The following is a 26767-nucleotide window of genomic DNA, read 5'->3' as shown; positions in this document are numbered from 1 at the left end:
TTCTCTTCGCCTTAGTATTTCCTGATGGCGTTGACCAGAGATAGCTGCAATGATATAAATGTTTCTTTTTGGAATCATTTAATTGAATCAGCCTGCTCATGGAAAACTGCTGCACTTACGCGCCTGCGTGATTATTCGTCTGGCAGCCTTCGTTAGTTCAATGGAATCAAACTATGAAAGTCCAGGTACTAGAATCCATTCTCGCCACCGTCACCGTTTCAGTGTTAGTGGGCTGCGCTGCGCCCAGTTCAATTAAGACCTATGAGGGACAACAACTTCCCGTGGAGGACATCTCCATTCTGATGGCGGACAGACAGACCTTTGTTCGCGATATTTCTGGTTATCAAACCGGAATCACGTTTTCGACCAAAGATATGTCGATGGAGGGGACACAGTTCGAAGTAAAGCCCGGCCCGCAACAAATTGTTTTGGATTTCTACTCGTCCAGTTCATCGTCTGACAATGTGGGCGCACCTCCTAAAGGTACCACTGTCACAACAACTTACAGATCTTCGTTCACTTTGGTGCCGATTAGAATTTCCTATGATTTCCAAAAAGGTCACAAATATGAACTGCATTACCGGCGTGACGGCAAGAAATTCTACCCTCGCATCGTCGACGTCACCAACGGCGGAGCGAAGCGCGACTATGGGGTAGCTTGGGGGCAGCTCTAAACATGATTTGGAAGATAGGATGTTCCCGCTCAAAAGAAACAAACGCACCTCGTCCGTAGATTATCGGGGTGAGTCTGAATTCCATGGCGTGCCTTATAATATATCGCTCGCCCGCTCATATTTGAAGTGCAGTGATGTCTTCCCTTCCATCAAGGGGACGTCCTAAAGGCTTGCGGCGTGCGGATCTGACGCGATGCGCAAAGGCCGCGCCGAATTTGTGACACCAACGCCGGATCGTTTCGTAGCGGAGGACAACGCCGCGCTCGAACAGCAATTCTTCGAATCGCGCAGGCTCAGTTGAAAGCGAAAGTACCAGCGCACCGCTTGGCTGATGACCGCCGCCGGGAACTGATGGCCGTGATAGAGCGATTTTGTCTTTTGCGTCGCTGGATCTTACGCTATGCGCTGGCCAACGTGACAAAGCCCGCGCAAGACTTGTGGCCGGATCGCCTCCCTGCGGGATCAGGGGCACCGGTCAGCCTAGTCCGGTGCGTATTTGAATTCGGGCAATGCGAGGAGGGATTCCTTCGTCGCGTCCGGCAAAATCACCTGTTTGCTGCTGATCTGGAGACTGTCGAACGGAACCGCGACTAGATGCTTTCCCATACCCAGAAAACCTCCCACCGAGAGGATGGCGTACGCACTTTTTCGGTCATTCGGCGCCACGATCAGGTCGTCGACGGTGCCGATCTTGTCCTTGTTTCGATTGAAAACGGCGGCTCCGTTGATCTTTGAGGCCCGGTACCCGGCTGCCAGCTGGATTACATCAACTCGTCTTTCTGTAACCGCCTGGGGTGTCCCCTGGGCCAGCACGCCAGCGGTCAACGCGCCGGCGAGCAGACCCGCAGAAGCCACAGTCATCGTTCGTTGCATCATGGCTTTCACCTTGTTCGCGGCTTTGCGGCGCAATCAGTTAGCAGATCATGATCTACGGCAGCCGGCGACGCCGGCATCCGGATACATTGGCCAGCAGCGCATGCCCACCGCCACTTCGATAATAGTGTCGGAATGGCCAGACGCAAGAGCCCGAGCGACATACGAGCCCTCCGCATTGCTGGTGATTGTCGTCCGTGGACATTTCCGGAGCGCAGGCAAACAGTGCGCGGGCGGCAACGAAGGTGGAACGCGGCACCGAAGAGGGGCTACCACCAGGCGCTCTTGCCTGCCTCGCTCGTCGACGCCGTGTAAGGTGGGTGGCCGGCGGCCGCTGCCGTCGGCACTCGGGCTTGCCCCAAACGCGTTCGCCTTCCCCAAATCGTTATACCCTTCGCGAGTCCCTTGAGAGCGGGTGCGCCTCGGCCGTTGCCTGCGTGTGCGCGCAGATGGGCCGGTATGGCTTCTCCGTGGACCTGAAGGCGACGGGTTGCTTCGCCGCGTTGAGTTCGCCGCCGGCACCCGCTTCAATAAACCACGTTCGAGACAAGCGCTTCGGGGTGCGAAACGTGGAAATGGCACCGATGACGGCGAGATACTGGTGATGGCGATGTGTTCGCCGTATCGTCCAGGCGGGCCTCCCCTTGTGCGACCGGGGCGCCGGCCACGTACAGAGGTCCTTGACGCTCGCTGCGCAGGCGATACCGCCCTTCGCTGTCGGTGACGATGGTACGCCTCAGGTTGAATGCGCTCTGGGTCGGATCGAAGTAGGAGTAGTTGCCCATCGGTTTGCATGAAGGGCAAGCACGCCTTAGTGCGCTACGCTCACAGCAGAGTTCACACAACTGAAACCGGGGAAATCATGGGTGAAATGGAATTTGCGCGGGCGAGATGCGTCGGCTGGCCTTGCGCCATGTGAGCCGCCGGAAAATATGTAAGTTGAATCGGCGCCATCGCGGCGGACACGGCAACCCAAGACGAAGTCCGGTTCGCATCCCGGCGCCTCCGAACTGTACATTATTACTGCCCGCCGGGAGCCGCCTGCCACAATGAGCGAGTTGATGGAGGCGGACGATCCCATGTTGGGCTGCATGCTGTTGCTGAACCGAGCCTTGCAACTGCCGCTGGAGGGGCAGAGTGTGACGTTGCCTTTGCTCTGTGCTGCGGCGACGCGCGCCGGCTTGTCGATCCATTTGGTAGCGCGAGACCTCGACGAGATTCCAGATACCTCACTGCCAGCCATCCTGTTGCTGGGCAAGACCCGGCCCTGCGTCTTGCTGCAGCGCTGCGAACACGGACGGTATGTGATCGCCCTGTCGGGGTGGAACGGCGGGGTGCAGAAAGTTTGTCGCGAGGAACTGCTGGCCCAATCCAGAGGGCATGCCATTTTCGCGCTGCCTGCATTCTCGCCTCCAGTGTCGACCGATATGAAACTCGTGCAGCCGTATCCATCGCCGGGCACCATGCTGCGGGCAGTCATGGTTGCGCCATTGCGAGAGGCTGCTGGCCTCGACGCTCAGAGCACTATGCCGGTGCAGCAAGCATCCCGCTGAAGATGTGGTCCGCGCGGCGGCTAAGCCGACGAATCCCGTCCATGAGACCTGGATGGCTGAGTCGGCGCCGGCCGCCCCGTAGGGCGATCGGGCGGTGCGCTTCCACCTGCGCAACGAGCTTGCGCGCAGTGCGCTAGGGCGCGGCTGCAGACCACGCCTTCCTTGTGGGTTCGCCAAAGACTCCCTTATCCGCTTGCTCTAGTGCGACGATTCTCGGCATGCCTAACGGAGCGCGCCGGCGAAGCTTGATCGATCGGGTGCTTAGGCGTTGCGGGACAGCTTGCCCTTGCAACCGGGAAAATTTTTGGCAACCCCAGAATGCGCCGGTTGGCCCGTTCCGCTCAACCATCTTAATCCCGCAGGCAGCACATGTCGGCGTCCGGTAGTCTCCCCGAAACGCCATTGCCAGCAACGTCGTCTGCCTGCGCTGATCGAGTGCGCGAATCCGTTCGATAATGGCCGCACCATCAAGCAACTGAATGCCGGCCCAGGCCGGCCTTGTACAAGGTTGCGTCGACGCGAATAGAGCTGGCAGACCCCAAGAAACACAATGTAGGCACTGACGGCCAGTGCGAAGGACCCCCACCATGGCGCATCCATCAATACCTCGCTATGACGGCTCCTTTTTCCTGCGACCCATTTCTCTACCTGTTGTTCTTCATGTCATGCCGCAGCGTCCCGCACATGGCAAATCTACCCGATTTGATATACAAGGCGGGTTGCAGCAGGCCAACACCCCACTGACTACGAGTGACAGAGTGGCGAGTACGGTTGCTACTGACTCCACCTAACCCGCAATAACTTGGCCTCACCCCTTCCCTTAAACTTGATCTCTCCTGCAACACCAGACGAGAACCATGAAAAAAGCAGGTCGGGTCAAGACATGGCATGCAGACAAGGGATCTGGTTTTATCGACGTCCACACGGACACGAAAGATGTCTTCTTCCACGTCACGGCGCTGCAAACACGCACCGTGACGCCCAAACCTGGCGACCGCGTGGGCTTCGAGTTCGGCAAAGGGAAGGACGGCCGGGCTCAGCCGCTGAACGTCGCCATAGTAGTCGGCGCACCGAAAGCCGCAGTCGGACGCAAGCCTCTTGCCGGTACTCGCCGGTGTAGTGGCCTTGGGGCTCATAACCGGCGGCGCCTTTGCTGGTTATTTCCCTCGACGGGCCGGCATTGTTAGCCTTCTGGCCAGCATCATCACGTTCTTTGCTTATGCAGATGACAAGACACGAGCCAGCCGAAACGCTTGGCGCACCCCTGAGGCTACCTTGCATCTATTCGCGCTATGCGGCGGCTGGCCGGGTGCACTTGCCGCCCAGCACCTCCTTCGACACAAGAGCCGTAAGCGGAAGTTTCGACTCGCGTTTTGGGGTGTCGTCGCCTGGAATGTTGGCGCAATGATGGGTTGGCAATACGTCATTGCGGCCTGATGAAGTGGCACTTAACGACCGCGGCGAACGAAGCGACCTAGTTTTCTACGTACGGGATTCCCCGTCGAAGACAGGGAGGGATAGGGCTGGGCCGGAGTGAACCTGCTGTTGGGCCTTCAGATACTCTCAACTGAGGCGGACCAAGCGCAAGACCGCTCGCGAATTGTGTTGCAGCGTACAGGGTTTGCCCTTGCCGACAGCTGATGCAAAGGGCACGCGAGCAGCGGCGATTAACGACAGTGACCGGTATGCCAATCCTCGACAGTCAGTTGCGCGACGCGGGCGAATTCCCGGATATTGTGCGTCACGAGAATCAAGTTACGCGCCCTCGCCTGCCCAGCAATCAAGACGTCATAAGGGCCGATCGACGTACCGACGGCCGCCAGCTGCGCGCGAATCTCTCCGGCATGCTGAGCGTCCTCGGCATCAAACGGTACCACCTCGAACTGCAACGCTTCGATGCGTGCCAGGTTCGCAGCCGCCCGCTGACTCTTGTAGGCACCATAGAACAGTTCATGTGCGACGATTGACGGCAACCCGAAATCGGATGGCAGGTGCGCACGCAGTCGTTCGAGCATGCTTGGCTCGCCCTTGAGCATCGCTGTCACTGCGTTGGCATCGAGCAGATATTTCATTCGAACACATCCAGTCCAGGGCGGTCCTGTCCCGCAGGTTGGGTGACCGCTGCCGACTCGAAATCGGCATCAACCGGTCCGATCAGCGGGGTCAGCCATGCCCAGTCTTGCGGGACAGGTTCCAGGATCACCGCAGCGCCGTGCCGGCGGATACGGACTTCCGTACTGTCAAATCGGAAATCCTTGGGCAGCCGTACAGCCTGGGAGCCACCATGGCGGAAGATCTTGGCAAATTCCATTTCACCCTCCATATGTATCTACAAAATATAGATATTATACAACCGAAGTCCCCGGTCAACGGCTCTGGCACGCATGCGGCGAGCCAAATGCCGCAAAACGACATTTTTGTGCCCTCCATCGCGTTCGGGCAAGCGAGGCGCCATGGTGGTTGACGCCCCTTTGGCAAACCGTTGCCTGGGGTTGGGGTCCAGGGTGGTGTGGCTGGTGCTCTGAGTTTCATTGGCCACGGCAGAGGGTTCGCGGGATAAGCGAAATTAGGAATCGGACCCTATTTCGTCCGCAGTCAATCGATGTTTCCACCGATGGTACGGCTGCCCATGGCGGGCCGCCCCGCTCCGCCCTAGTTCAGGCGCACATAGGACGAAACGTTGCATGCGAAAGTCGCATAGGGCCAGCGTTACAGCCGAGCCCGTGCTTCACTCGCCGACGTCGCTTTCCGGCCATCTACGGACGATTGCCCATGCCCTCCTGCGGGCATTCAAAAGGCGGCACCGCCCCAAGAACGGACGTCCGCATATAGATCACGTTACGTCAGTTCTGCATCACTAAAGACGCGCAAGACAGGTAAAGCGAAGGATCGGTCATCGAGCCCTACGTGTCGGAAGCCTGAACGATGGCACCCGTTCGACGCTGTACGCACGGCGGGCCGGCTCGCACCGGGACTCGACGGTACGAAAGAACCGAGGCAGGCGCAAACCCTTCATGCACCGGCGCATGCCTCGTCCTTCCAATCACCGCCCAACGCCAACAATAGCGCAATGCGCTGGTTGAGATGGTCGGCCTGCACGTTGATGAGATCCATCTCGGCGGCCACGAGTGCCTGCCGCTGTTTCAGCAGACTCCGCGTATCCGAGGCGCCGATGCTCGCGCGCGCCTGCTCTCGCTGCACCAGTACACGGCTCTCATCCACCCTCTCCCGCAGTTGCCTGGTGCGCTCGGCATAACCGGATTCGGCCCGCAGTCCCGCCTCCACCTCGCCCAGTGCCTGCAGCACGGTGTTGCCATAGGCGATCAGGGCGGCTTTTTCTTCGGCGCTGTAGTACTCCCCCCTGGCCTTGAGCTCTCCGCCCGTGAAGATCGGTGCGAAGAACGAACCATTGAGTCCCTTGATCGGGCTGCTGGCCTGGTTGAGCAGGAATACGTCGCTCCGGATGCCGGTGATGGCTGCGCTGATGGAGATGCGCGGCAGGCGCGCTGCCTCCGCCGACTGCCGCATATCGAAGGCCGCCGCGACACGGTGCGCCGACGCCGTCAGGTCGGGCCGACGCTCGACCAGGTTCGCAGGCAAGCCCGCAGCCGGGGCGGGGGGCATGGCCGGCAGTTCCGTCCAGGTCGCGATTTCTCCGGCGGGATAGTGGCCCAGCAGCAGCTCCAGCGCCTGCGCGGCCTGGCTTCGGGCCAGTTCGGCTTTCCCGATCGCTTCGCGTTGCGCGCGGAGCGTATTCCGCGCTTCCAGCAGCTCGGTCTCCGGCGCTACCCCAATCTCGACGCGCTGGCCGGTGATCCGCACCAGTTCATCCTGAATCGCGGCGGTCTGCCGCAGCCGATCCTCCAGCTTCGCGTTCTGGATCAGCGTGAACCATGCCCTGGCAGTGGTCGCTGCGACCACGCGCTGGGCCCAGAGATAATCGTCCCTCGTGGCCGCGTATTGCGATTCCGCAGCACGCGACTGGGCGCGGATGCGTCCCCAGAGGTCGATCTCCCAGCTCGCGCCGATTGACAGGATCTGCGTTTCCGAATTGCCCGCCCTGCCCTTCACGCCTGCGCTCGGGAGCAGACCGCTGCGCTGGATTGCGACCAGCGCCTGCGCCTGCTGCACGCGCACCGCGGCCAGCCGGAGATCGCCATTGTGCGCAATGGCCTCCCGCACCAGCCGCTGCAGCTCGGCATCGTCGAAGGTGGCGGGCCAGCCATTTGCGGCGGCGCCGGCCGTAGCCGCGTTCGCCCACGTGGCCTGTCCTTCGAGCGCCGGCACGGCCTGGCGTCGAAGGTTCGCGCCCTCGGGCGGTGTCTGCAGGGCACAGCCGCAAAGCATGGCGACCGGAAGCGCCAGCAGCAAAGTCTTCTTCAGTTGAAACGACGACACGGACTTCCCTCTTCCAGATCTCTGGCAAATCTCAATCGAGTGAACTTAGTGAAGCTTGAACACCAGGTAGTTCAGCTTGGAACTGACGCGCAGGAAGACCATGCGGATGATGTGAAACATCTTCATATGCTCCGTATAGATCGCGCCCGCTCCGACTGCCCCAACCGGTAGCATCAGCCCGGTGGATTGGTCGCGCAGATCGAGCTTGACCGCGAACCGGTTCGGCACCGCATCGGTGGCGCCGGTGTTCGGGATCATGCCGCCCTGCGCGATCTGGCCTTGCGATTGTGCCCAGACGATCGAATTGACTTTCGCCTTGATGATCTCTCCCGGATTCGTCGGCAGATAGATCTCGGCGAGATCGCCCTCCTTGACGTTGTAAAGCTCGTTCTGGTTGTAGAAGGCAACAACCTCCTGCGAATCCTCGACAAAGCTGAACGCCGGCGAGAACGGGAACGGCACGAGCATGGTGCCCACGCGCACCTGCAGGTTCACGACCTTGCCATCGGAGGGCGCCCGGTAGACGGTCTGCTCAAGCTCCCATCGGGCGTTCTCGAGCATCACTTCGGTTTCCGCCCGCTTCGCGCGTGCCGTTGCAATGGCGGCAAACTCCCCCTGGCTTCTGGCCGACAGCTTCTGCCGGGCCTCATCCTCGGTGGCCTGCGCGCTGACCAGATCGCCTTCCAGTTCACGCTGGCGGGTCAGCGCATCTTCCCGGTCGAACTTTGTCCCGGCACCCGCCGCAAGTAGTGCGTCATACTCCTTGGCCCGATGGCGGGCAAGCGACAGCCTGGCCTGCACAGTGCTGACCCGTCCCGCCGCGCCGCGCACCGATTCGCTGAGCTGGCGCGCCGATGCCTCGGCTTCAGCCAGCGCGGCATCGTCGGCCATCAGCCTGCCTTCGAGTTGCCTGACCGAGGCCTGATAGGGAGTCGGGTCGATCCGCAGCAGGACATCGCCCTTCTTGTAGCGCCGGTTGCCTTCGGCCGGCAGTTCGACGATGCGGCCGCGGACCTGTGGCACCACCTGCAGGACCTTGCCCACCACCCGCACGTCATGGGAAGACGGGGCCACCACGTTGAGCGTAAGGACCAGCACCGTCATCGCGACCACGGGAATCGTGAACACAATCACCATGGACGTCGTGTTCCAGGGCAGCCATTTGAACTTGAAGAAAATCAGCCAGACGGCGAGCGCATAGACACCAAGCAGCAACGCATCCATTCAGATCCGCTCCTTTCCGGCGAGCATGCCGCTGGCGATGTCCATAGTCGTGGATGCCCGCAAGTTGACGATGTTCCTCGGCCCGTAAGAGACTCCATGTCCCGCTGCCTGCGTCGACGGCACCTTGTCATGGCCTGGCGCGTCATCGTCTTCCGGTGCCTTGTCGGTGCCGTACGCGGCCCGGTAGAACACCGGCTTCGTGTGCGCCCAGAGCCAGGCCAGCGGCCACAGCAAGCCCCCAAAGAAAAGCGATAGGAGGCATAGCGAATGGATGGCCTCCTTTTGCGGATGGCGCTTGCGATGTGCGACTTTCTCGGGCCAGATATGCAGCATCCAGAACAGGTAGACCCCTGCCACCGGCACGAAGAACAGAACCACCCAGGAGATGGCATTGGCCGCGGTCTCCAGGGCCTTGCCACTGAGTACGGATGCGAACGCAGATTCGCTCGATGCCAACAGGCCGATGCCCGCCAGCAGATAGGGGCGCAGTTTCATCGAATTTTTTTGAGATGGAGAGTTGGCGCTCGATTGCACAATGCACGGGCCGGTCAAGAGCCGCTTGCCTCGTTGCGCGGGCCGCCTCGGTAGGCGTCTTCGCGCGCGTGTCCCGCGTGCCGGTGGGATGGTGATTCGTCCTCGCCTTCATCCGCTCGCGCAGCGGCTGCGTACAGAAGGTTGTACTTGCTGCTGGCGGGCTCGCCGGCAGCGCGGCAGACCGCGGGCTTCGAGGCAAGTCCGGCTTGCGCGCAGGTATCGGGCTGATCTCGCAGACGCTTTGACTCCAGTCCGCGCGGGAGCTGTGCATACGCTTGCCCGGCGCCCGCGATCAGCAGCGCAATGCCAAAGGCCCGGACGGCCAATCGGCAGTTGTTAATCATGTCTGCAGGTTCCTTCGATTGGATTCGGATGCCGACGACGTGCACCGGCGCGGCCGGTCACGTCTCGATGAGGCTCACACCTTATGGCAGCGGTCCCGTCGCGGCTATCAAAGAACTTCGAAAGTCCGGGCGCGCGGCATGAATCCGCTCTCGGTACGGCAGCGCTTTTCGAATTCCTTTGATAGCCCCCACGGCGTGACCGACCTACCCTGTTCCCCGTCGTACATCGCTCGGGTGTAGTCCAGGATCGCCCGACCCGCAGAGCCCAATGAATGCTGTTTCCCCTATCGTTGCGGGCCTCGTCGCCGTCGCAGCCGCCAGCGCCCTGTCCGGGTGCGCAATCCCGACCGCCGAGACCTTGAGCCCGTTCCAGGAGCCGTGGCCATGGACGAAGCTCGTCGCCGTCAATCGGACCGATCACTATGTGCTGGCGGTGCGCGCCAGCCATTGCGAGACCGGGCCCGCGTTGCGCCAATCGCAATCCGCGCCTTCGTTCTGCTTCCTCGGCAAGAAGCCCGAGCGGCCCATTGCAATCACCTGGGACGATGCCGGCGCCGGTGCGCAACATACCTCCACGGTGCCGCTTCCGCCCCTGTGGCCGGATGATCCCCCCCCGAGGATTTGACGGGCGGCTACCTGTGCGTGCTGTTGCGCAATGATGCGCGCGTGAGCCTGACCGTCACCGCCAGCGCGCAAGCCTGCGCTGTTCTGTAGTGGATCGCGATTGTAGGATTTCAGGGCTCTACTGGCTGGCGCACTGAGCCACCGTGGACCGGCCATTTCAGCACGGTCCACCTGACAACAGCGCTTACTGCACCGAGTAGCCGCGGCCCGTCATGCAGGCCCGCCAGGCTTGCCAGTACGACGTCATGGCCCAGTCATTGCTGGCTTGCACCTGTGCACTGGCGGCAACGGCCTGGCGGCGTTGCTGGCGATGCGCCACGCCACCCGCGATGGTTCCGACTGCCGCGCCCGCCGCGGCGCCCTTGCCCGCGTCGCCGCCGATCGCGCCCACCACAGCGCCGGCAGCAGCGCCGCCCGCCGCGCCGCGTACACGCGCACCACCGGGCACGATGACCGGAACCGGCGCGCTTGCCACCCGGTACGGATCGATGCCGGTCTGCTGTCTGGCCCAGCCGTAGCACGCGCCATCGTCATGGGTCTGTTGATACGCCGATTGCCCTCGCGCCGGATAGGCGCAGGGCTTCTGCAGCATGGTCTGAGCCCGCGCCGTGCCGGGTACCGCGCCCGACATCAGAACAAATGCCGTACACGCGGCAAGCGCAAAGTGTGGACGATTGCTCATTAACTCTCCTGATGAGGTGCCAGGTCCGGGGCGCCCACGGGCGTCGGTCCGTCATGCCCCGGTGATACCGGTGCACGCCCAGGCGTGACGACATCCGGCGGTGGCAGCCGACGCTGCGCCGCTTGTCCCTGGCCAAGGAAGAAATGCCCGTCGAAGAGGCGGGCAAACTGCGAGGTCTTGCCTGGGAAAATACCCAAGACGGGTGCTTGCCAAGACTGTCAGTTCCCGTCCCCTCAATGCTGACTGCGCACGGGTGCGATCGCAATCATAGGAAATGGAAAGAGGCGGGCCGGCAATGCTGCTAGGCTGCGGACACCCATTCACACAACTGCCTGAGGCCTTTTGCGATATACGCGGACTGAAGCTCGATCTCGTCGTCCCAGCCGTCGGCATCCGCGGCGTAGTCGTGCAGGTCTTCGCACAGCTCGGCCAGTTCTGACGGCCCGACGACCGCCAGGCCGCCCGCGATGCGGTGCAACAGTTGCGCCAGCCCAGTCACTTCCCGTGCGGCCCGAATCGCGTCGTACTGGTCGAGATCCGCTCCGGTCTGGGCGAGGAATGCTTCGACATACCCGGCAGGAATCCGTGGCAACTCGGGGAGATCATCGTCACCGGGCGATGCGGCTGTCTGCTCCACCTCCTCATGGCGCACGCCATCGTCACCGCGTGCCAGAACCGACGCCAGCGCGGCGAGAGACACCGGCTTGGTCAGATAGCCAGTGAATCCCCTCGTCCGCCCTTCGGCGACATCCTCGGGCCACGCGCTTGCGCTCACGGCATAGACGGGGATGTCGATGCCGGCGTGCCTCATTTCCTGAAGCAGGTCGAAGCCGTTCATGACGGGCATGTCGATATCGGTCAGGACCGCGTCCACGCGGTTCCCGCTCAGTGCCGCCATGGCCTCCATGCCGTTGCCCGCTACGACGACTCTCGCGCCCAGCGCACGAAGCTGGTCGCGCAGCAGATTCCGGTTCAGCAAGTTATCTTCCGCGATCAGCACGGCGTGGCCCGCAAGCGGCGATGTGGGGCGCACGACAGGGCCTTCCTCGCTCCTCTTCGATGGCTGTGCTCCGGTGATGACGGCCAGCGCTGCTGCATGGATGCCCGCGAGGCTATAGCTGGAAACCTCGCGGCCGCCATCCGGCCGTGTCGTCGCAACCAGAGGTCCCAACTGCTTCAGCCAGACGACCAAGGCCGGCTTCGGCCACCAGGCCATGACGTGCCCAGGATCAAAGGCCTCGGTCACCAGCAGGCAGTCATAGCTGTCTGCATCCACGGGCTCATCCAGGTTTGAGCGCGCCGACGGCTGGCACGCGCCCCAGTCGAAATGGTTCAGCAATCCCTCGATGCACTCGGGTTCGCGGCATAGCACCAGCGTCCGGTTCGGCGGCAAGCCTGGACGCAACGGGGGCGGCACCGCGTCGGACACGCCCAGTGGCAGGCGAACCATGACGCGCGTTCCCACGCCCAGGGTGCTGTCCAGCATGATGCGACCACCCATCCGTTCCACCAGCCGCATGCAGATCGACAGGCCCAGCCCGGTTCCCCGCGCCTGGGCGATTCGATTGTCGGCGACCTGGGAGAACGGCTGGAAGAGCCGGTCCTGGTACTCATCCGGTATGCCGATGCCGGTATCGGCGACAATGATCTCCAGATTCCCTTCCAGCCATTGCGCGCGCAGGACGATCTTGCCCGCCTGGGTGAACTTGAACGCGTTGCCAAGCAGGTTGTTGACGATCTGGGTCAGGCGCAGGGGATCGAGATCGAGCTGCGAGGGAATGCGGCTGCTGTACACCGCCAGGAAGCCCAGTCCGCGCTGCGCGGCAAGCGGGGCATGGGCTATCGCGATGCGGCCGAGCAGCTCTGTGAGGGATACGGACTGTACCTCGATGCTCAGTGCGCCCACGTCGATCTTCGAGAAATCGAGCACGTCGTTGACGATCTGCAGCAACCCCTCGGCCGACACCTGCATCGCGCCCACCCTCATCCGCTGCTCCGGCTCCAGAGGCCCCATCGCGACGAGCTCCATGTTCCCCAGCAGTGAGGCAAGCGGCGTGCGAATCTCGTGGCTCATCGACGCGAAGAAGGCCACCCTGGCCCTGGCGGCCGCTTCGGTCGCGAGCCGGGCTTCATGCAAGAGCCGCTGCGCACGCGCCGCGTCCGCATAAGTGCCGGTCAGGAAGCGATAGTTCCAGTAGCGGTACATCGCGAACAGCAATGCAATCAGCACGGCTGTAATTGCGCCGATGACAATCAGTTCCTCCGTCATCTCCTGAATCTGATGCCCGATCGGGAGCGCGAAGATCAGGTGCCCGAAATCCGCCACGAGTGGCGGGCGGCGCACTGCCCAGCCATAGTCCGGGACCCAGTGGAATATTCCGTCCGGCCGCGCTTCCAGTCTGGCATCCAGGTGTTGCGTGTTGGCCTGTGCGCCGGCCGCGACGAGCGGAGTACCAAGGCTGTCGAACACGATCGGTTCGGGGATCGACAGGTAGGGCCCGGCAGGCCGCAGTAGCTCGTGCAGCGGGATGCGTGTCAGCACGACCGCGTAGAGCGTGTCGCCCTTCGCGACCAGCGATGCGCCAACCATCTCCGGATCGGCGCCTGCCGCACCGGCCGGGACGCCCAGCCATTCGACGCGTTTTTCCCTCGCGGCCTGGAGAACATCGATATCGCGACTCCGGAAGCGATCGAGGATCGTCCTGGTGATGAGTGCCGGCGGCATCGGCGGCATCGGCCGCGCGGCCGATCCCGATGCATCGGGCGATTCATAACGATATGTCTCACCGCTGGCGATCGAGATCATTTCGATCGACGGCCTCTGGCTGGCGGCAATCAGCGTGCGAACCGCCTGGTCGCAGCTCTGCTGCAGCACGTAGTCGGCCGGCGCGGATGGAAAGATCTGCGTGCAGCGACCGCCCTGGCTGTCCGGTGAGTGCGCAAGCGTGCCATTGGCACGCAGCTCCAGGATCAGGTTGCTCGCGGCCAGTGTGCTTCGGCGTTCGAGGACGGCATCGACGACACCCTGCTCATACAGGCGGGCCACCTGCTCCTGTGCACGCAGCGAGCCGTTGAGCCGAACGAACACGCCCGTGGAGGCGATTGCGACGGCAAGCAGCCCCAGCAACACAATCACCAGCGAGAACACCCGGCGCTCCCGCTGCAGATTCCCCTCAACGGCGCGGAGGTCGGGCGACGGCTCGAACGTGTCCTGCATCAGGTCAGACCGTTGTCGCGCGCGTACGCGACGAGGTCCGCGTTGCTGGTGATGTTCAGCTTGCGCATGGCCGAGCGCTTCTGTGTCGCCACGGTTGCCAGGGTGCGGTGGAGGTATCCGGCGATTGCGGTGACGGTGCTTCCCGCGGCGAACATCCGAACGACTTCGATCTCCTTCGGCGACAGCGCGCTGGCGCTTGCGCCTGCCAGCGCGCCGGCGCTCGACATCCTGGCCGATATCCCCGGCGACAAGCGCAGGCCCTGACCGGAGATCGCATCAATGCAGATCTGCCGCAGGATGCCTGGGTCCTCGTTCTTCCCCACGATGCCGGCGATACCGGTCTCCTGGATGCGCGTGAGCAGACCGCCGTTGGTCAGCATCGTAAAGACAACGATCGGCATATCGGGGCTGGACTGCCTGAGTCGCCGGATCAAGCGAAGTCCGTCATCGCTCTCGTCGGAACGTCCCATAGTGAAATCCGTAACAATGAAATCGGGCCGGTGCGCCTCCAGGGCAGCGAACAGCTCCCTGCCGGAAGCGCACATCGCGGAAACCTGGACATTCGGGATCTCGCACAGCGTGGTCTTGACGGCGAGTTGAATCACCGGGTGATCGTCCGCGATCACGGCGGATATGGTACGTGGTGGCATGCGCGTTAATTCTCCACACCCCGGATCGGCTCCGGGAGGGTATCTGCTACTACAGCCTGCAATGGATGGTCCGGCCTTGAGGCGAGAAATGCCTTCGCTCGTTCAAAGGCACAATGAATGAACCGGGGGTGGCGCGACCAGCGGGGGGACCAGCACTGCAATAGGGCTCGCGATTCTACCAATTGGCCCACACGTCCATTTGACGAATCGGGTCAGTTGCTTGACTAATCGTCCCACGGCCCGCACAGGCCACAAACCTCTGAGGGCGCCGACGGCGTCTTCAGGGTAACGGCCCGGTCCAGGTAAACCTTACTGCCGCGGCCTGCAGGACTGATGGATGTGCAACTGCCGGGAGCACTTTGGTTGCTTGCGGTTCACATGCCTGTTGCGGGGATGCGTGCAGTACCGCTAGATACACGAAGAACGGCTACAGTGCGGAGACGCCTGCAGCTTGTTTGCAAGTCAGCCCGCCGGAGGCTCTTCTCCCGTTTCTAGCGCCTCTACTTTCAAGCTGAGCCGAATGGGCGGAGGGAGATCGGGAACGGCGGCTTCGCAACCAAACTTCGGTCATTCGCAGAGCGGAGTGCTAACGGTCCGTGACGGGTTGAGGAAAAACAATCATGAATGCGACACGTTGCACTGCATGCTGCCCTTGTCGGTCGATGAGACTTCCGCTAGCGGAAAGTCGGCCGGAGCCGTGCGTTTGAAAGAAGACTCACATCCCCTTGCGACCATTTCGGCACTGCGCTATCCCGCCCGCGCAGATGGCCTCATAGCTGACTGACAGCTACATGCCCATGTGGCTCCGAACCTCCTGCACGCAGATTTGCTATACTTGTACAAGTTATAGTACCAGTCATTTGAGGAGTGCAGTATGCGTACCATCCATTTTTCCGACGCCCGCAGCAATCTAAAGGCCGTCATGGACCGAGCCATTGACGACCACGACGCGGTGCTCATCACGCGCCGCGACGCGCCAAATGTGGTCATCATGTCGCAGGAGCAGTACGACAGCTGGATGGAAACAATGCACTTGCTCAGCTCGCCGGCTAACGCAGCGCGCCTGCTGCGTTCGATTCAGCAGCACCGCGCTGGCATGGCTGAGAAGCACGACCTGATCGACGCGGACGCTGAATGAGGCGCCAGCTGACCTTTATGACCGATGCTTGGGAGGACTATGTCTATTGGCAGGGCCAAGACAAGAAAACTCTCAAGCGCATCCATGCCCTAATCCAGGACGCCCAACGCGAACCGTTCGACGGGCTTGGCAAGCCCGAGCCGCTGAAAGGCAACCTGTCGGGCTACTGGTCGCGTCGCATCGACGACAGCAACCGCCTAGTGTATTTTTCCAACGACGATGAACTGACCATCATCGCTTGTCGGCTTCACTACGGCGACAAGTAAGCGCTATAACCGCCTGACGCAACTTCTAGGTTTCATACTCGCTCCCATCTCCTCCCTTTCACCCAAGGGATTCCAGCCCGCGCTCGCAGCGGGCTTTTCTTTGTTCACTGGGTGCTTTAGATCTTCGTTCGCCGAACTCAGGACTCCCGACAACGCGCACGAGGCCGCGTGTCTGCCTCTACAGCGAAATTGTGCTCACTCTGCAGGCGATCGTGCATCGTCTCGCAGCGAATCAGCATCAATGTTGCAGGTTCCGCATCCGCATCGGCCACATCAGGCTCTGCCTCGCTGCGCAGATATACTTGTCGGGAGACAATGGCGACGATCACAATGATGGCGCCGACGAGGAATGCACGGGCCAGGAATTGAAGGTGTCGCGCCATGGGAATTGCCGGATAGCAGGAGTAGTTGGCTGGCGAGACTACACCAAGATGCCGCTGCGTGATGCTACGCCGTTGCAGGATTGACAGCGCCGCGATTTCGCCATAGCGAGGCGGGACCGCCTCGCCTGTGACACCACACCGGGCCTGATGAGATGCCAAAGACGATTGCGCCCCTACCACGCGGCCATTACTGGGCCACGCCGCACGCGCCCTTTCCGCTAGACGGTCCGAACGGCCATGCCGAAGTCTTCCCTGGCGCCTTCTGCGTCAGCGACGGCAAATGGGTCGCCTTCTATAAGCATGGCGAAGAGGTTTGGGCGTGCAATGCCATGTATGCCGCGGCCCATTTCGACTTTGCTCCTGCCCCCAGCGTCCGCGCGCCGACGGCGGAGTGAGCCACTGGCTGCAACCGCAGCCGGCTCGCCTCTCCATCAAATATAACGCCCCAGCAGCCGGCAAAATTTCACTACGGGCGTTATGTTTAAATAGCCGCCGCGTGGCCTGCCCTTCGTTGTGGGCATCTGCCAAGGCGCAACTGGACCTTATGAATGAACCCGTTCCTCATGCGCAGCCCCAGCGCATTGCCATCGCTCTGATGGATAGCAGAGAGATTGCTAAGTACGGGATTCCCGGTCGGAGACAGCGTGCGAATCAGTGACCGATATGCCAATCCTCGACCGTCAGTTGCGCGACGCGGGCGAACTACCTGATATTGTGCGTCACGAGAATCAGGTTACGCGCCCTCGCCTGCCCTGCAATCAAGACGTCATAAGGGCCGATCGGCGTACCGACCGCCGCCAGCGGGGCGCGAATCTCTCCAGCATGCTGAGCGTCCTCAGCATCAAACGGTACCACCTCGAACTGCAACGCTTCGATGCGTGCCAGGTTCGCAGCTGTCCGCTGACTCTTGTAGGCATCATAGAACAGCTCATGGGCAACAATTGAGGGCAGCCCGAAATCGGATGGCAGGTGCGCACGCAGTCGTTCAAGCATGGTCGGCTCTCCCTTGAGCATCGCAATCACTGCGTTAGCATCGAGCAGATATTTCATTCGAACACATCCAGTCCTGGGCGGTCCTGTCCCGCAGGTTGGGTGACCGCTGCCGACTCGAAATCGGCATCAACCGGTCCGATCAGCGGGGTAAGCCATGCCGGCGCCAGTGCGTGTACGGATAATCCGCCCCTGGGCATCGGCAATAATCAGTCCGTTGAGCAGCCCGCGAACGGTCATTCGGGCCGCGCACGGGGACAGTCTAACGCTACCGATTGACGGAAAATCTACCACTCCGGCCGTTCGGCGTTGAGTCGCTGGACGGCAGAGACGGGTCGGAAGTCGCTTCTGAAGCTGCAGAGTCCGGTCCCAAATGGTCAGCGGATCGAGACCGGCCAGAAGCGGCCTGTACCTCGCCATCGAGGCCTCTTGCTACTAATGGCGGCTTCCAAGCTTGGAGGCACATCAATTTGGCCGGCCAAAAACCCCCAATCCACCGAGCGGGGCGTCTCCCTGTTTAATCCCTGTCAGCCTACCGGATTGCGTGCCATGACGATCCACGCCGCGCCGTTGATCATCACCGACCGCTCGCCGGGGAGGCCCGCGAAGGCGGCACGAACTGCGGCCGAGGCGCGGGCGCGGATGTCGTCGGGCTGATCAGCGAGCGCACGCGACAACGGGCCGACCTCGAGTGTCATCTTCACCGCGTCGTCGATCGCAGCGTCCCGCGTCCCGCCCTCGCCGAACGGGACGAAAGCGTCGAAGGGGGCGATAGCAATATCGGTGAAGCCGGCCGCCGTCAGGATGCCTGCCACGCGCCCCCGGTCGCCGAACGAAAACGGGCCGGGCGCTTCGGGATCGGGCAGCGCGCTCGGCGGGACGATACCCTTGAGCGCGCCCATCGGCAGGCGCACCCAATCGTTCTCGGCCGCGCCGCGCCAGCAGACGAAAGCGACCCGCCCGCCCGGCCGGAGCGCGCGTCGCATGTGGGCGAACGCCGCTATCGGATCATCGAAGAACATCACCCCGAAACGCGAGAACAGGATGTCGAACGCGCCCTCGGGCAGCTCTGCGCTGCTGGCGTCGGCCACCTGAAACAGGGCCGGCGTATCCTGTTGCGCAAGCGCGCGCGCTCGGCCGATCAGCGGCTCGGATATGTCAACGCCCAGCACTTGGCCCCCTGCGCCGACGCGGGCTGCGAGAGCCAGACTCGACGCGCCCGCGCCGCAGCCGATGTCCAGCACGCGCTCAACCGTCGCGGGCGCGGCGGCTTCTATCGCGGCCTGGCCGAACACCGCCACCATAGCGTCGAGCCGGGCCTGGTTGGCGACCCAGCGCTCCCCGCTTTGACCATTCCAGTCACCGACCTGGTCTGCACTTTGGCCTGCCATGTCATCTCCTTGACTCGACGATCCGTCCTTCACCGCGCCGATCTACGCCAAAGTTATCGAAGGCGACGACGCAACGGGAGAAAGGAATTTGTGCTCTCAAACAACCATCGACTGCTGGGCGAAGATACCCGCCATCGCGCCCTGCGATGATGCCTGGGTGACCGACGGCAAAAAGGGCGTGGCGAGGTCGCCAGCGGCGTAGATGCCGGGGATGCTGGTTTGGCGGCGCTCGTCGACTTTGAGGACGATGCCAGTGGGCGTATCGACCGTGGCGAGGCCCAGTGATTCATGCAGGCTGGCGGACGGCTTGTTGCTCCGATGAGCGAACAGGACGTCGACCGCGACATTGCGGCGGGTATCGAGATTGACGGTGGTGATATGGCCCTCGTGATGGGCGATCTCGACGATCCGGCCATCGACGACAGGTATGTTGCGGTGCGCCAGATCGGCCTGGATATCGGCCGCAATGTCATGACCATCGGCGAAGACAGTCAACTTGTCAGTCCAATCGCGGAACAGCCTGGCAGACTGGTGCGACTGTGGGCCGGACCAGAGGAGGCCCCAATGCTGGCCGGCGACTTCAAAGCCGTCGCAATAGGGGCAGGGCACGATGGACGTGCCCCAGCTTTCGGCAAAGCCCGGAACATCAGGCATCTGGTCGGCTACGCCATAGCTCAGGATGAGGCGGCGCGCCCTTAGGCTTTCGTGATCGTCAGTGACGACGCAGAAATCGTCGATGGCGCCAGACACGCTCTCGGCCCGGGCATTGACCAGCCTGATCGTTGGATAGCGTGCGAGCTGCTGCCGCGCCTCGACTAGGATGTCCAGCGGCGGCTTGTGATCGTGGCCGAGCAGGCCATGCGAGTGGCCGGCAAAGCGGTTGCGCGGCCGGCCGGTATCGAGAACGGTGACCTTGCGGCGGGCACGGCCGAGCTGCAGGGCGGCGGCGAGGCCGGCAAAGCTGCCGCCGATGATGATGACGTCATTCATGGTGATGGGCTCCGTGTTGCGGATAGAGGGGCGGCTAGGCCTGTTGCGCAATAACGTCCGGAGATAAGCGCTTGAGACGGTCAGCGAGCAGGGCTTCGGCATTGGCTAGAAAGTTGCCCATGGCTGTATTGACCGGCCGGACAATGCCGCATTCGTTATCGCCGGGCGGCCAGTGGAAAGCTGATTTGGACAACCGGTTAAAACCTACCGTTGGCTTGCACATTTACGATACTCCGTGGTATCGGAGTACAAGAATTTAAATACTGTCAAGTACCGGAATTGTCGTGACCGAAAACAGCCAAGGCCGGCGCGGCCGGCCCGCCAACGAGGCGCTTCGCCAAACGATAGTCGACACCGCCTGCGAACTCTTCGTGGAACTGGATTTTCAAGCGACGACCATGGACAAGGTCGCCCAGCGGGCGAAGATATCCAAGCTAAGCATCTATCGGCACTTCGAGAACAAGGAGGCGCTGTTCAGCGCGGCCATGACGGCCCGCTGCGAGCAGTTTGCACCGCAGGCTCTTTTTGAAGGCGTCGACGGTTCGGCCGAAGATCAGCTCATGGCGGTGGGGTCATCGCTGCTTCGCACGCTGTTGAGCCCGGACGTCCGCAGTGTCGAAGCCATGGTTTTGGCCGACAAGACGAACCAAAAGTCGTTAAGCAAGCTCCATTACGAAGCAGGGCCCGCCCATGTCATCGCCCAAATCGAGGCGGTGTTGCGTCAGTTGCACGCGAAAGCGATTCTGAATGTACCCGATGCTCGCCAGTCCGCCCGCTTGTTTGCCGCGCTTTTCAAAGGATCCGATCTCCTGCTTATCGCCCGCTTCGACGAGGCGAGAGCAGAGGACGACAACGAAATCGAATCCTATTGCCGGTCGGCCGTCGCCATGTTCATCGCCGCGCACGGTGGCATCTAAAGATGCCATCGCGGCCGATGAAGAACACGCAGCAGTTGTATACGCTGTTCGCCCTTGAGCAACCTATGGATGATGCGTGGACGACTGATGGGCGAGACCATTGCATGAGCGCAAAAGCCGTCCGCGCGGGCAGGCAGAGGCCGCTTTACACACGATAGCGGCCGCTATGGCGGCCCAAGTGGAACGACAGAGAAGGGTCGGGACAGCGACCGTTACAGCAGGCGCAAACTGAATCTCCCTTCACCTGAAAGGAGATCTCCCTAAGCAGTATCAACTGCTCCAGATTGAGGTAGGCGACGCCATCCCTGTCGCTGAAATCCCGGACTTCCCCGCAGACTGGAAAAGCGACAATAGTTGGTCCAGAAACGCAGGCACAGAATGGCTCGCATCGCGTTCGACCGTGCTGCTGAAAGTGCCCAGCGTGCTTGTGCCATTTGCATCTAACTATCTGTTCAATCCCGCGCATCCAGACGCGGAAGCGGCACGCATCGTAAGCGCTCGACGGGTAGACCACGATCCACGCATCCTGTCGCTACCCAGCGAGCAAAGATCCCGTATTTAAATGGGCAAGTCCACCCGTCGAAATAAGGTAGCTTTAAAGAGCCGTTGAAGCGGGAGAAGACTGACGGACAACGGTACAAGATTCGTGACCACCTCCTCCACCGGCCTGCCGCTTCGATGATGAAGACAACTGATCGCCGGCAAGGCCGGGGATGCGAAAAGCCGGACCGCGTCGCCGTGGCACCGAGCGGCGGCAGCGTCAGCTCCTGCCCTTCCAGAGGCAGCCCTTCGAGTAGTACACACCGGACGGTACTGGCCGTTGCAAGGCCCGTTAAGCCATTAGACTCTTGGATATTCAGGGGGTAGCGCTAGTCTAACTCGACTATGAGTCTGGTTGGCAAGATGCTAATGACCTCGGACGCTTAGGGCAGAAGATCGGCGTACGTGTGACATATCGCAGGCATGAGAACATCGCTGTGCAGTCGCTCGCCGCACTCATTGCAGGCCTGCGTCGCCCCAAGGTGTCGTTTCGGCAGCGAATCTTTATTGCTTATTCTCGCTGGAAGCAATGACCGGTGTCGAATTGACGGCCTTGGAGACAAAGGCCATGAAGTTCGGAGACTACATCCTGGCTGGGCATTTACTATGGGACGTCGATACCGTTTGGCCCAGTGAGCGAAGCACGAGCGCAGTTGCCGTCTTGCTGCCTTGTCTCACCATCGGCCTCTGGCCCAAAGGTAAACCCTAAGATGCAGCATGCGCTTCTCCTCGGCTATGCTGACAGTTCGCTGCGCCGTAGTGCATTCCGCCATATCTTGGCAGCGACCCCGAGGGGGCTCTTCAGCAAGCCTTTGTTCACCAAAATTTGAGGACGAAATGGCGACTGGTATTGTGAAGTGGTTCAACAACGAAAAGGGTTTTGGATTTATCACGCCAGATGATGGTGGCGCAGACTTGTTTGCCCATCAGTCGGAAATCCAAGGTTCGGGATACCGGTCGTTAGATGAAGGCGCAAAGGTCGAATTTGAAGTCAAGCAAGGACCCAAAGGCCTGCAAGCGGCAAAGATCCGCAAACTATAAGCGCAGCGCCCCTGGCCATCAGGCACAGCGCTGGAGCTTTCGTGCCAGCGCGTGAGATACGTCGTTCCCATGCGGTCTGCCCACTGGCCCGTTCAGGTGAGTACCCGCCCGATTCCACAATCCGGATTTTCGGCTATGTGGCCACCCCGCGGAGCTACTGCGCCATCTATTCATTGAGGCGGCCCTCAAGTTCCCTCTCTGATCATGGCACGGATGTGGGGATAAACTTCCGTGCGCCATCGGGGCCCACTGAACAGATCGTAATGGCCGCACTGACGCGCCATCACATGCCGTTGGTCATGGGCGGAGATCCGTCGGCATAGATCGTGCGCGCCCTGGGTCTGGCCGCGGCCGGAAATCGTGTCCCGATCGCCTTCGATTGTCAGCAGTGCGGTGGTGCGAATATCCTGCGGTCGTACGGCCTCGCCGTGTATGCGCCAATCGCCGCGCGCTAAACGAAACTCCTGGAACACGATCTCGACGGTGTCAATGTAGAACTCGGCCGCGATGTCAAGCAAGGCTAGATTCGCTTCGAAAATACGCCGGTGCATCGCGGCATGTTCGGCCTCACCCCGCATGAGATCCAAGTAGTAGTCGTAATGGACCTGCAGCAGACGACACGGCTGCGCTCCCCAAAGGCCAGCGAGTTGAAGAAAGCTTGGGTATACGTCACGGCCTGCCCCGGGATAGGGATCGGGCACCGTGTGGATCAGGTTCCGTTGAAACCACGCAAGGGGGTGGCACGCAACCAGCCGGTCAATGGCCGAGGCATTGCGGCGCGCATCGACCGGGCCGCCGATCAAAGTCAGGCTGGTCGGGGTCGGCTCACCCCCACTCGCCAGCAGGGAAACCGCGGCCAAAGTTGGCACGGTCGCCTGGCAAACTGCAAGGACATGTAGCGGCTCCGCGCCAATCCAGTGGATGTAGCTCTGTACTTGCGTCACATAGTCCTCAAGGCGGAATGGCCCCTCCGCAATCGGCACGTCGCGCGCATCTTGCCAGTCCGTCACATACACCACATGCTCGGGCAGAAATGCCTGCACGACGTCACGGAGCATGACCGCGTGATGCCCGGCCAATGGCGCACAAACCAGTAGCGGCGTTGACGACTGCAAGGCGTCATCGGCCGCGACAGGGGCGGCTGCAAAGCGCAGCAAGCGGCAAAACGGCGCGTCCAGCACTACTTCCTCGACCACAGGAATGACATGGTTGTCACGCTGGATTGCGGAGATACCGAACGTCGGCTTCTCCCAGGTGTCCCCGAGACGGTACAAAATTTCATACGCAGCGGCAAAGCATGAAGCGCCCGGGAGTTGAGCCAGCGGGCTGTCAGAATCGCTTAACGCCTTCGCCGAACTCTTCATCCAGGCGGTGAACGGCGAAAGGAGTGTGCGCTGGTACTCGAAAAACTGATACAGCAGCATGAAACCTCCAGCGGAAATGCCAAATGGGCATTGCTACCCGACGTTGCCTTGCCGCCATGAGCCGCGGCAACAATGCTGCTGACGGTGGAGTGACGGGGCTGGGCTGAGTTTCAATATACGTCGTCTTGGCAATGCTGGGGTACGGTCTATCTCGTTGGACAGGGGTCGCCAAAGACCATCGACCAAGCCGTTGCAATCCAAACGGCCGAGGTGCTCGGCACGATTGAAAAGATTCTTGCCGAGAACGGCTCCAACGAACGGATGCTGACGTCGAGATGACCTCGTTGCCATCAGTGGCCTTGTAAACCATGCTGAAGAGCCTGCCTCACCCTACGAATCGAACTGCCGGACGTGACACCACTGGTCGAACGTGGCTCGTTGGAATCTTCGATCCGGCGGGATTCGACGTGAACGCAATCAATACCAGGTTGCGTACCCTTCGATAAGGAAGCGTTTGACTGGGTGGGCACCATGGCCAGGCGCAGTCGGCGGAGCGGTGGCGCGCGGTTGCCTTGACATTGGTGGTGGGTCTGTAAAGTGAAAAGCATGCAACGCGATTCCACGCCCATGCTTTTGACCACTCAGCTTTCCCTCTTGCCCCTCGCCCCCAAACCCCGTAACGATGCCGGCGAGCCGGCCCTGCTCCTGATGGCCTGCTCGGGCACGAAACTCGATCGGGATGCGCGCGCCATCGACCTATACCGCGGCGTGATGTACGAATCGTACCGGGCACATGTTCGCGGCAATGAGGCACCGACCGTCCTGATACTGTCCGCCCGCCACGGCTTTCTGGCGGCGCACACCGAGATCGTGCCCTACGATCAGCGCATGACGCCCCAGCGTCCCGACCAGATGTGGAACGACCTGCAGATTTACCTGCGGCCGGAGGACTGGCCCAGCCGAGTCAGCCGAGTCAGCCGAGTCAGCCGCGTCAGCCGCGTCATGCACGCCGCGCTGGCCCGCCGGTATGGCGTGGCACTGCCGGACCTGAAGGAAACCACCGGCGGCATCGGCACGCAGCGCTCCCAGCTCGGCGCCCTCCTCGACGGCCTAACACCGACGCTTTGCGATCGGATCGGCCAGCATCCCAACGGCCCCCCACTCTATCGCCGCTACGGCTGGATCGAAGCAGGCGCCACCGTCAACGTGGTTTACCGGGCAGCACCACATCTGCCCGTGCGCGAGGCCCAGGTCCTGGCACTCTTTGACGGACCGAGGGGGCCCACTGCCGAAGTCGTGGTCGAAGAGGTCATCGGCGGCCGCACAAAGGTCTATCCACGCTGGGTCGCCGTGTGCAATCTGCGTTCTAATCCGACGGAGATGCCGGCATGAATGAATTTGATCGCCAACTTCAAGCCCTGGCCAACGAACTGAGCCAAGTGGGCCACGATAAGCCGGCACAGCTACTCGCCCTCACCTACACCGGCTTCCGTGCTTGGGCGAAGGTGGGCAATTTGAGCTTTCCACCAGAGCGGCGCTACGAGCTGCTTCAGGAGGTCTTGCGCTTTTGCGCAGACGAAAGCCTTTGCGCCTGCTGCTTCTCCAGAGACCATGCCTTGCAGAAGATTGCCGACATGCTCGACGGCAGCTATCCGCGGTACGCGCGCACGCGCGCGAGGATCGAGGAACGGCGCAACCGGTATGGTCGGATACGGTTCTGACGCCCTTCTCTGCAGGCTTTACCCGCCTCGAGGAGGCGGCAGGGGTATGGGCGAAGCCGATTTCAGTATATAACAACAGGCATGGAACCAATGGACCTCCTCTGGCTCACCAACCCCACCTTGGCTTATAGCGACTGGCAAGCTAGGGAAGCCGCCGGCGCAGATCGTCGGCCCTTCGCTGCGCGCTCAATCGTCCAGCATCAGGCGATGTTCGAGCACTTCCGCAGGCACCTCATTTCGCGCGGGGCCAGCATCCCCTCATTCGGCGCCGACGATATCGACGCGTTCTGGCAGAGCCCCGAGGCGCGGTCCTACTCCCAGGCAACCCGGGTGCGATACGTCAAGCTGTTGGATCGCCTGTGCCGGCATCTGGTCTCTTCCAGTGTCCGGCACGACAACCCGGCGGCCGCGCTGCTTGCTGCCGAGCGATGGCCTGATCGGGAGCCAACGCCGCAGTACCTGGACGCGGCCCAGGATGCGCGCCTGCAGGCCTTCCTGGAGGCGCCTGCCGAGGACCTGGCCAGCCTGCGCTCGCGCGCGATCGTCGCCATCCTTCTCGCGACAGGCATCACGGCGTCAGAGGCCCGGGCCGCACGCGTGGTGGATCTGCAGCTCGACGCAAGTCCGCCCTATCTTTTCGTACCGGCGCATGGGCCGCGGGATGCCCGCACCGTGCATCTGCAAGAATTCGCCGTGCAGCTGCTGCGCGCCTGGCTGGCCCGGCGTGCGACACTGCCCATCGAGGGCGACCTACTCTTCACGCTGACGCCGGAAGGCCGACCTATCACGGATATGAGCTTTGGCCGGATCGTGGCCGCAGCGCTTGAAGCCATCGGATTCACCGGCGCGGAGCCGAGCCCGCGCACCCTGCGTAATACCTTCTGCCGGCGCCAGCTGCTAGCGGGTCTGTCCCGTGAGAATGTCCGCCGCATGCTGGGGCTGGCGAGCCGCCGCACCTGCGACCGCATCGCGGCAACTATCGAATCGGAAGACGCAGACCAACCATGAGCATCCCGCTGGACGCCGCCAAAGCCATCTATCGACGCGCGATCGACCCCAGAGCGAGCGACCGCGAAGGCGAGGCGTGGTGGGCTGCCGTCGCCGACGAGGTCAATATGGTCCTGAGCGCCAGGGACGCCGCGGCGGCGGCAGCCGTCATTGCCTGGTGGCACCATGATTGGAGCCAGGTGGCGGACAGCCCGCGGGCTGCGGCCGCACGCATCCGTCGCGCCGCACGTTCGAAGGCGTATTGA

At 61.9% G+C, this 26767-nt stretch carries 30 protein-coding genes and 4 pseudogenes; 16 read left to right on the top strand and 18 right to left on the bottom strand.

Annotated elements, in window-relative coordinates; translation table 11 throughout:
* The first annotated feature begins 173 nt into the window (after positions 1–173).
* Entirely contained in the window at positions 174–674 is a 501-nt protein-coding gene (locus ACOCMH_RS13870; protein WP_427308874.1) for a hypothetical protein, read from the top strand.
* A 166-nt stretch (positions 675–840) separates the two neighbouring features.
* Here ACOCMH_RS13870 and ACOCMH_RS13865 read toward each other — a convergent pair.
* The 3 genes and pseudogenes from ACOCMH_RS13865 to ACOCMH_RS13855 all read right to left on the bottom strand — a co-directional run.
* A pseudogene (locus tag ACOCMH_RS13865) lies at positions 841–1007 on the bottom strand (IS6 family transposase); the annotation flags it as partial.
* A 147-nt stretch (positions 1008–1154) separates the two neighbouring features.
* Positions 1155–1550, bottom strand: a complete 396-nt coding sequence (locus ACOCMH_RS13860) for a PRC-barrel domain-containing protein (RefSeq protein ID WP_427308872.1) — start codon at positions 1548–1550, stop codon at positions 1155–1157.
* Between the two features lie 685 nt (positions 1551–2235).
* A pseudogene (locus ACOCMH_RS13855) lies at positions 2236–2332 on the bottom strand (catechol 1,2-dioxygenase); the annotation flags it as partial.
* Positions 2333–2596: 264 nt separating this feature from the next.
* Here ACOCMH_RS13855 and ACOCMH_RS13850 point away from each other — a divergent pair.
* From ACOCMH_RS13850 to ACOCMH_RS13840, 3 genes are all read left to right on the top strand, one after another.
* Positions 2597–3100, top strand: coding sequence for a cysteine peptidase family C39 domain-containing protein (locus ACOCMH_RS13850; RefSeq protein WP_427308870.1), 504 nt, complete (start codon positions 2597–2599; stop codon positions 3098–3100).
* An 857-nt stretch (positions 3101–3957) separates the two neighbouring features.
* Positions 3958–4287 (top strand): cold-shock protein, encoded by a 330-nt coding sequence (locus ACOCMH_RS13845; RefSeq protein ID WP_427308868.1) that lies wholly within the window; start codon positions 3958–3960, stop codon positions 4285–4287.
* Positions 4220–4537, top strand: a complete 318-nt coding sequence (locus ACOCMH_RS13840) for a DUF1294 domain-containing protein (protein WP_427309220.1) — start codon at positions 4220–4222, stop codon at positions 4535–4537. Before ACOCMH_RS13845 ends, ACOCMH_RS13840 begins: the two co-directional genes overlap by 68 nt.
* A gap of 230 nt (positions 4538–4767) precedes the next feature.
* On the opposite strand, the gene ACOCMH_RS13835 is transcribed toward ACOCMH_RS13840, so the two are convergent.
* The 6 genes from ACOCMH_RS13835 to ACOCMH_RS13810 all read right to left on the bottom strand — a co-directional run bounded on the left by ACOCMH_RS13835 (position 4768) and on the right by ACOCMH_RS13810 (position 9600).
* The gene (locus ACOCMH_RS13835; RefSeq protein ID WP_427308867.1) at positions 4768–5172 is read right to left on the bottom strand and encodes a type II toxin-antitoxin system VapC family toxin; all 405 of its coding nucleotides are present in this window, start codon (positions 5170–5172) and stop codon (positions 4768–4770) included.
* Entirely contained in the window at positions 5169–5411 is a 243-nt protein-coding gene (locus ACOCMH_RS13830; protein WP_427308865.1) for an antitoxin, read from the bottom strand. Before ACOCMH_RS13830 ends, ACOCMH_RS13835 begins: the two co-directional genes overlap by 4 nt.
* Positions 5412–6112: 701 nt before the next feature.
* The gene (locus ACOCMH_RS13825) at positions 6113–7498 is read right to left on the bottom strand and encodes an efflux transporter outer membrane subunit (RefSeq protein WP_427308863.1); all 1386 of its coding nucleotides are present in this window, start codon (positions 7496–7498) and stop codon (positions 6113–6115) included.
* A 45-nt stretch (positions 7499–7543) separates the two neighbouring features.
* Complete coding sequence (locus tag ACOCMH_RS13820; RefSeq protein ID WP_427308861.1) at positions 7544–8722, bottom strand: HlyD family secretion protein; 1179 nt, start codon at positions 8720–8722, stop codon at positions 7544–7546.
* Positions 8723–9217 carry a DUF3302 domain-containing protein gene (locus ACOCMH_RS13815; RefSeq protein WP_427308859.1) on the bottom strand — a complete coding sequence of 165 codons (495 nt, stop codon included), beginning with the start codon at positions 9215–9217 and terminating at the stop codon, positions 8723–8725.
* A 53-nt stretch (positions 9218–9270) separates the two neighbouring features.
* On the bottom strand, positions 9271–9600 hold the full coding sequence (locus ACOCMH_RS13810) for a hypothetical protein (protein ID WP_427308857.1): 330 nt from the start codon (positions 9598–9600) through the stop codon (positions 9271–9273).
* A 268-nt stretch (positions 9601–9868) separates the two neighbouring features.
* Between ACOCMH_RS13810 and ACOCMH_RS13805 the strand changes: the two genes are divergently transcribed.
* A complete protein-coding gene (locus tag ACOCMH_RS13805) occupies positions 9869–10225 on the top strand; it encodes a hypothetical protein (protein WP_427308856.1) in 357 nt (118 codons plus the stop codon).
* A gap of 183 nt (positions 10226–10408) precedes the next feature.
* On the opposite strand, the gene ACOCMH_RS13800 is transcribed toward ACOCMH_RS13805, so the two are convergent.
* The 3 genes from ACOCMH_RS13800 to ACOCMH_RS13790 all read right to left on the bottom strand — a co-directional run bounded on the left by ACOCMH_RS13800 (position 10409) and on the right by ACOCMH_RS13790 (position 14773).
* Positions 10409–10906, bottom strand: coding sequence for a glycine zipper domain-containing protein (locus ACOCMH_RS13800; protein WP_427308854.1), 498 nt, complete (start codon positions 10904–10906; stop codon positions 10409–10411).
* Between the two features lie 301 nt (positions 10907–11207).
* Positions 11208–14123, bottom strand: coding sequence for an ATP-binding protein (locus ACOCMH_RS13795; protein ID WP_427308852.1), 2916 nt, complete (start codon positions 14121–14123; stop codon positions 11208–11210).
* Positions 14123–14773 carry a response regulator gene (locus tag ACOCMH_RS13790; protein ID WP_427308850.1) on the bottom strand — a complete coding sequence of 217 codons (651 nt, stop codon included), beginning with the start codon at positions 14771–14773 and terminating at the stop codon, positions 14123–14125. Before ACOCMH_RS13790 ends, ACOCMH_RS13795 begins: the two co-directional genes overlap by 1 nt.
* Before the next feature lie 874 nt (positions 14774–15647).
* On the opposite strand from ACOCMH_RS13790, the gene ACOCMH_RS13785 reads away from it, so the two are divergent.
* Both ACOCMH_RS13785 and ACOCMH_RS13780 read left to right on the top strand, forming a co-directional pair.
* Positions 15648–15911, top strand: a complete 264-nt coding sequence (locus ACOCMH_RS13785; protein WP_427308848.1) for a type II toxin-antitoxin system Phd/YefM family antitoxin — start codon at positions 15648–15650, stop codon at positions 15909–15911.
* The gene (locus ACOCMH_RS13780; protein WP_427308846.1) at positions 15908–16177 is read left to right on the top strand and encodes a Txe/YoeB family addiction module toxin; all 270 of its coding nucleotides are present in this window, start codon (positions 15908–15910) and stop codon (positions 16175–16177) included. The genes ACOCMH_RS13785 and ACOCMH_RS13780 overlap by 4 nt, the downstream gene beginning before the upstream one ends.
* Positions 16178–16314: 137 nt before the next feature.
* Here ACOCMH_RS13780 and ACOCMH_RS13775 read toward each other — a convergent pair whose 3' ends face one another.
* The 5 genes from ACOCMH_RS13775 to ACOCMH_RS13755 form a co-directional block, all read right to left on the bottom strand.
* A complete protein-coding gene (locus ACOCMH_RS13775; protein WP_427308844.1) occupies positions 16315–16560 on the bottom strand; it encodes a hypothetical protein in 246 nt (81 codons plus the stop codon).
* Between the two features lie 702 nt (positions 16561–17262).
* Complete coding sequence (locus ACOCMH_RS13770) at positions 17263–17610, bottom strand: type II toxin-antitoxin system VapC family toxin (protein ID WP_427308842.1); 348 nt, start codon at positions 17608–17610, stop codon at positions 17263–17265.
* A gap of 467 nt (positions 17611–18077) precedes the next feature.
* Positions 18078–18941: a class I SAM-dependent methyltransferase gene (locus ACOCMH_RS13765; RefSeq protein WP_427308840.1), complete on the bottom strand. Its 864-nt coding sequence runs from the start codon at positions 18939–18941 to the stop codon at positions 18078–18080.
* A 96-nt stretch (positions 18942–19037) separates the two neighbouring features.
* Entirely contained in the window at positions 19038–19931 is an 894-nt protein-coding gene (locus ACOCMH_RS13760) for an NAD(P)/FAD-dependent oxidoreductase (protein WP_427308838.1), read from the bottom strand.
* A gap of 34 nt (positions 19932–19965) precedes the next feature.
* A complete protein-coding gene (locus ACOCMH_RS13755) occupies positions 19966–20154 on the bottom strand; it encodes a hypothetical protein (RefSeq protein WP_427308836.1) in 189 nt (62 codons plus the stop codon).
* A 61-nt stretch (positions 20155–20215) separates the two neighbouring features.
* Here ACOCMH_RS13755 and ACOCMH_RS13750 point away from each other — a divergent pair, with 61 nt between their 5' ends.
* From ACOCMH_RS13750 to ACOCMH_RS13730, 5 genes and pseudogenes are all read left to right on the top strand, one after another.
* Positions 20216–20848, top strand: coding sequence for a TetR/AcrR family transcriptional regulator (locus tag ACOCMH_RS13750; protein WP_427308834.1), 633 nt, complete (start codon positions 20216–20218; stop codon positions 20846–20848).
* Positions 20836–20956, top strand: a pseudogene (locus ACOCMH_RS13745) (IS5/IS1182 family transposase); the annotation flags it as partial. The gene ACOCMH_RS13750 and the pseudogene ACOCMH_RS13745, both read left to right, overlap by 13 nt.
* Before the next feature lie 124 nt (positions 20957–21080).
* Positions 21081–21410, top strand: coding sequence for an RES family NAD+ phosphorylase (locus tag ACOCMH_RS13740; RefSeq protein WP_427309219.1), 330 nt, complete (start codon positions 21081–21083; stop codon positions 21408–21410).
* Positions 21411–21687: 277 nt separating this feature from the next.
* A pseudogene (locus tag ACOCMH_RS13735) lies at positions 21688–22097 on the top strand (PHA-granule associated protein 4).
* A gap of 128 nt (positions 22098–22225) precedes the next feature.
* Positions 22226–22429 (top strand): cold-shock protein, encoded by a 204-nt coding sequence (locus ACOCMH_RS13730; protein WP_427308832.1) that lies wholly within the window; start codon positions 22226–22228, stop codon positions 22427–22429.
* 185 nt (positions 22430–22614) lie between these two features.
* Here the strand turns inward: ACOCMH_RS13730 and phaZ are convergent, their stop codons facing one another.
* The gene (gene phaZ / locus ACOCMH_RS13725; RefSeq protein WP_427308830.1) at positions 22615–23853 is read right to left on the bottom strand and encodes a polyhydroxyalkanoate depolymerase; all 1239 of its coding nucleotides are present in this window, start codon (positions 23851–23853) and stop codon (positions 22615–22617) included.
* A 546-nt stretch (positions 23854–24399) separates the two neighbouring features.
* Between phaZ and ACOCMH_RS13720 the strand changes: the two genes are divergently transcribed.
* The 4 genes from ACOCMH_RS13720 to ACOCMH_RS13705 all read left to right on the top strand — a co-directional run bounded on the left by ACOCMH_RS13720 (position 24400) and on the right by ACOCMH_RS13705 (position 26767).
* Complete coding sequence (locus ACOCMH_RS13720; protein WP_427308829.1) at positions 24400–25185, top strand: DUF6884 domain-containing protein; 786 nt, start codon at positions 24400–24402, stop codon at positions 25183–25185.
* On the top strand, positions 25182–25514 hold the full coding sequence (locus ACOCMH_RS13715) for a hypothetical protein (RefSeq protein WP_427308827.1): 333 nt from the start codon (positions 25182–25184) through the stop codon (positions 25512–25514). The genes ACOCMH_RS13720 and ACOCMH_RS13715 overlap by 4 nt, the downstream gene beginning before the upstream one ends.
* Positions 25515–25604: 90 nt before the next feature.
* Entirely contained in the window at positions 25605–26522 is a 918-nt protein-coding gene (locus ACOCMH_RS13710; protein WP_427308825.1) for a tyrosine-type recombinase/integrase, read from the top strand.
* On the top strand, positions 26519–26767 hold the full coding sequence (locus tag ACOCMH_RS13705) for a hypothetical protein (protein ID WP_427308823.1): 249 nt from the start codon (positions 26519–26521) through the stop codon (positions 26765–26767). Before ACOCMH_RS13710 ends, ACOCMH_RS13705 begins: the two co-directional genes overlap by 4 nt.

Source organism: Cupriavidus sp. H39, assembly GCF_050271075.1.
GTDB lineage: Bacteria > Pseudomonadota > Gammaproteobacteria > Burkholderiales > Burkholderiaceae > Cupriavidus > Cupriavidus necator_B.
The sequence above is the reverse complement of the archived record's forward strand: the minus strand, read 5'-3'. Positions and strand labels throughout refer to the sequence as shown.